The organism is Streptomyces sp. SD15 (genome assembly GCF_054462255.1).
The window spans coordinates 1-3,775 of the sequence record NZ_JBTLMO010000122.1; the positions used below are offsets into that span (position 1 = coordinate 1).

At 67.3% G+C, this 3,775-nt stretch carries 5 protein-coding genes; 3 read left to right on the top strand and 2 right to left on the bottom strand.

Translation table 11 applies throughout. The features are described 5' to 3' along the window. Together ACX28W_RS43710 and ACX28W_RS43715 are read left to right on the top strand one after the other, a co-directional pair. On the top strand, window positions 1-457 hold a 457-nt coding region (locus tag ACX28W_RS43710), incomplete at its 5' end, for an adenosylhomocysteinase (protein ID WP_459005656.1). Between the two features lie 99 nt (window positions 458-556). Next, window positions 557-1,171: a hypothetical protein gene (locus tag ACX28W_RS43715; protein ID WP_459005657.1), complete on the top strand. Its 615-nt coding sequence runs from the start codon at window positions 557-559 to the stop codon at window positions 1,169-1,171. A 7-nt stretch (window positions 1,172-1,178) separates the two neighbouring features. On the opposite strand, the gene ACX28W_RS43720 is transcribed toward ACX28W_RS43715, so the two are convergent. Next, a complete protein-coding gene (locus ACX28W_RS43720; protein ID WP_459005660.1) occupies window positions 1,179-2,228 on the bottom strand; it encodes an RDD family protein in 1,050 nt (349 codons plus the stop codon). Window positions 2,229-2,347: 119 nt separating this feature from the next. On the opposite strand from ACX28W_RS43720, the gene ACX28W_RS43725 reads away from it, so the two are divergent. Further along, window positions 2,348-3,355 carry a stage II sporulation protein M gene (locus tag ACX28W_RS43725; RefSeq protein ID WP_459005658.1) on the top strand — a complete coding sequence of 336 codons (1,008 nt, stop codon included), beginning with the start codon at window positions 2,348-2,350 and terminating at the stop codon, window positions 3,353-3,355. Between the two features lie 175 nt (window positions 3,356-3,530). On the opposite strand, the gene ACX28W_RS43730 is transcribed toward ACX28W_RS43725, so the two are convergent. Further along, window positions 3,531-3,775 (bottom strand): hypothetical protein (locus ACX28W_RS43730; protein ID WP_459005659.1); only part of this gene is annotated, 245 nt, incomplete at its 5' end.

Genomic DNA, 3,775 nt, shown 5'->3' on the forward strand with positions numbered 1-3,775 from the left:
CATGGCCTCGGACATGGCCAGGATGAAGCACCAGGCGATCGTCGGGAACATCGGCCACTTCGACAACGAGATCGACATGGCCGGCTTGGCGCAGATCCCGGGCATCGTCAAGGACGAGGTCAAGCCGCAGGTCCACACCTGGAAGTTCCCAGATGGCAAGGTGCTCATCGTGCTGTCGGAGGGGCGTCTGCTGAACCTGGGCAACGCCACCGGTCACCCGTCGTTCGTGATGTCCAACTCGTTCGCGGACCAGACGCTGGCCCAGATCGAGCTGTTCACCAAGCCGTCCGAGTACCCGATCGACGTCTATGTGCTGCCCAAGCACCTCGACGAGAAGGTCGCCCGCCTCCACCTCGACGCCCTCGGCGTGAAGCTCACCACGCTCCGCCCCGAGCAGGCCTCGTACATCGGCGTAGAGGTCGAAGGCCCGTTCAAGCCGGACCACTACCGCTACTGAGCACCCCGCCGAGCAGCGGTACCACCGCTCGGCATCCGGATGTCAGCAGGCCCTCGCCCCCGCGGCGGGGGCCTGTCCCCGATGAGGACCTGAACGCCCATGCCCCGCGGCCGCTATTCGCTCCATGATCCGCACGATCACACCCTCCTCGCCGAAGAACACTTCCACTGCGCGCCCGGCCCCTCCGGCTGGCGCTACGTCTCCCAGCTGACCACCCCCTCCGGCGACCATGCAGGCTCCGTCGACCTCGCCCTCGACGAGCTGGGCCGTCCCATCCGCCTCGAACTTCACGCGGCGAGCTGGCAGGTCCGCGGCGCCGCGCTCGACGGCGTCACCTGGGTCCGTACCGACCCCACGGGCACCCAGGCCACCGAAGGCAATGTCCCCGCCCACGCCTTCACCGGCACGTCCCCCGCGTTCCTCATCGCCACCGCACGCCTTCTGCGCCTCACCCCCGATACCTCCGCAACCCGTGTCCGCCTCGTCGCTTTCACCGACCCGGTCCTCGCCCCGCGCACACTCGACCAGTCCTGGGCCTTGATCTCGAGAGAAACACACGCCACTGACAATGGCCCCCTGGCCGTGGACGAATACCAGGTCACAGCGCTGGACACCGGGGAGCAGCACACCGTGCACATCTCGGGAGACGTGGTCCTGGCGGCGCCCGGCATCGAGTTGGAGCATCTCGAGTCGCCGCCGTCGGTGTTCGCCTGACGTTCGGTTACGCGGGGGGCGCGAACCCGGTCGCGGGGCGGTCGACCTGCTCGACCGGTTCGCCCTGCGGTACCGCCGGCTGCGACGCCTGCTGCGGCGACGTTCCCGGCCGTTCCGAGATCGGGATGGGTATCGCGGACGGGGACTGATACTGATACGTGACTCCTGAGGCCGCAGGAGATGAGACAGCCGCCGAGGGATCGGCGTACGGGTTGGCGTAATGCCCTGGTTGCCGCACGGCCGGGCCACCCGCCGCCGGCATCCCGGCGATCAGCCCGCCAGGGCCCGCGGGGCCTGTCCTGGCCGCCCCACCGCCAAAAGCCCGCCGAGCGTCCCGTGCCTGCCGCTCCTGCACCACAGCCGCCAAATACGCGGCAGCCGGAACCTCGCGCGGCGCGGGCGTCCCCGTACAGGCAGCGACATCGGAGGCGAGTCGCTCCGCCATCGCCGCACCGACCTGCGGATCCAGTTGTTGCATCCGCGTCAGATACTGACGAATGGCGAGCCACAGTCCATCCGGCACGGCCGACAGATCAAGACCTGAGAATCGCCCCGCCAGCCAGGGCGGTGGCGGAGGCACGAACGCCGTACGTCCGACCGGAATCCTCTCGCGAACGACCAGGGTCCCGGCAAACACGTCACCGAGCCGTCGCCCCCGCTCCGACACGAGGGAGGCGATACACGCGACGATCCCGAACGTCATCAGAATCTCGACCACACCGATGGCGCCACGCACCAGCGCATGCCGGAACCGGATCGGCCCTCCGTCGTCCCGCACCACCCGCAGCCCGCAGGCGAGCTTCCCCAGCGAACGGCCGTGGCTCAGCGTCTCGACCGCGATCGGCCCACCTACCAGCAGCAGAATGAAACTCGCGATCGAGATCGCGATCTGCGCCGCCTCGTCCAGGGCCGCCGTCGCAGCCACCAGTCCGATGGTGACGATGACATAGGCGGCCATCGCCACGATCAGATCGAGCAGCACGGCGAGCGCCCGGCTCGGCAGCTTCGCGGGGCGCAGCTCCAGCGCCACCGCCTCGCCCGTCACTAGCTCACTCACGCGCGCATTCCTTCCCCTGACCCGCCTCGAGAACTGCCAGTCTGCCAAGCTGAGGGCACATCGCGCCCCGGTACGACAAGCTGACACGCAGTACGAGAGGACGAGGAGCAGCAGAACCGATGGACCTCGACGTCTTCGTGTCCGCCCACCGTGCCGAGTGGGACCGCCTCGACGCGCTGCTGCGCCGCCAGCGCCGGCTCACGGGAGCCGAGGCCGACGAGCTGGTCGCCCTCTACCAACGTACGGCCACCCATCTCTCCCTGATCCAGTCCAGCGCCCCGGACCCGCAGCTCACCGGTCGCCTCAGCCAACTGGTGGCACGCGCGCGCAGCGCCGTGACAGGCACCCGCCGCGCTTCCTGGCGCGATGTCACCCGCTTCGTCACGCACGGTTTCCCCGCGGCGGTCTACCGCTCACGCCACTGGTGGGTTCCCACAGCACTCCTCTCCACCGCCGTCGCGGTCCTCCTCGGGTGGTGGATCGGCACACACCCCGACGTCCAGGCCTCGATCGCGGCTCCCAGCGAACTGCGCCAGCTCACACGCCCCGGCGGTGAGTACGAGACCTACTACTCCAGCCACCCGGCCGCGTCCTTCGCAGCGCAGGTCTGGACGAACAACGCCCAGGCCGCCGCGATGTGCCTGGTCCTGGGCGTCTTCCTGGGCATACCGGTCCTCTGGATCCTCTTCCAGAACATGCTCAACGTCGGCGTCGGCATAGGCCTGATGTCGTCGGCCGGCCGTCTCGACATCTTCCTCGGATTGATCCTTCCGCACGGCCTCCTGGAACTGACTGCCGTCTTCGTGGCAGCAGGCACAGGACTGCGACTGGGATGGACCTTGATAGACCCCGGTCCCCGCTCGCGCCGTACAGCACTCGCCGAAGAAGGCCGAGCCGCCCTCGGCATGGCGATAGGCCTGGCACTGGTCCTCTTCATCTCGGCTGCCATCGAAAGCTTCGTCACGCCGTCCGGACTCCCCACCTGGGCCCGCATCGGTATCGGAATCGCAGCTGAACTGGCCTTCCTCGCGTACGTCTATGTCCTGGGCGGGCGCGCGGCGCGGGCCGGTGAGACCGGTGACGTCGAGGAGTTCGAGCGCAGCGCCACGCTCCCGACGGCCGCCTGATGTGCGGACACAGCCGCTGACCTGCTAGTCTCCTCTTCGCCCACCAGGCCCGTTGACACGGAACTGGTGGGGAGGTAGATTTAGACAGTTGCCTAGAGCTGGACAAGTCCAGACGGTGGCGGTTACATCGCCAGCTTCTTGTGAATGTGATTCCCGAGAAGCACCTTCCGGATATTCAGGACTGAGCGGCCGGCAAGACCGGCCAACAACTTCTGATAAAGTCGGACTCGCCGAAAGAGAGCCGGAAGGCAATCGAATAGGCAAAGGCCTCCAACGGCCACTGGAAATGAATTCCAACCGGAAACGGAACGGAAAACAGATCTGGTAAGGTTGGAAACGCAAGACCGAAGGGAAGCGCCCGGAGGAAAGCCTGAGAGAGTCTCTCGGGTGAGTACAAAGGAAGCGTCCGTTCCTTGAGAA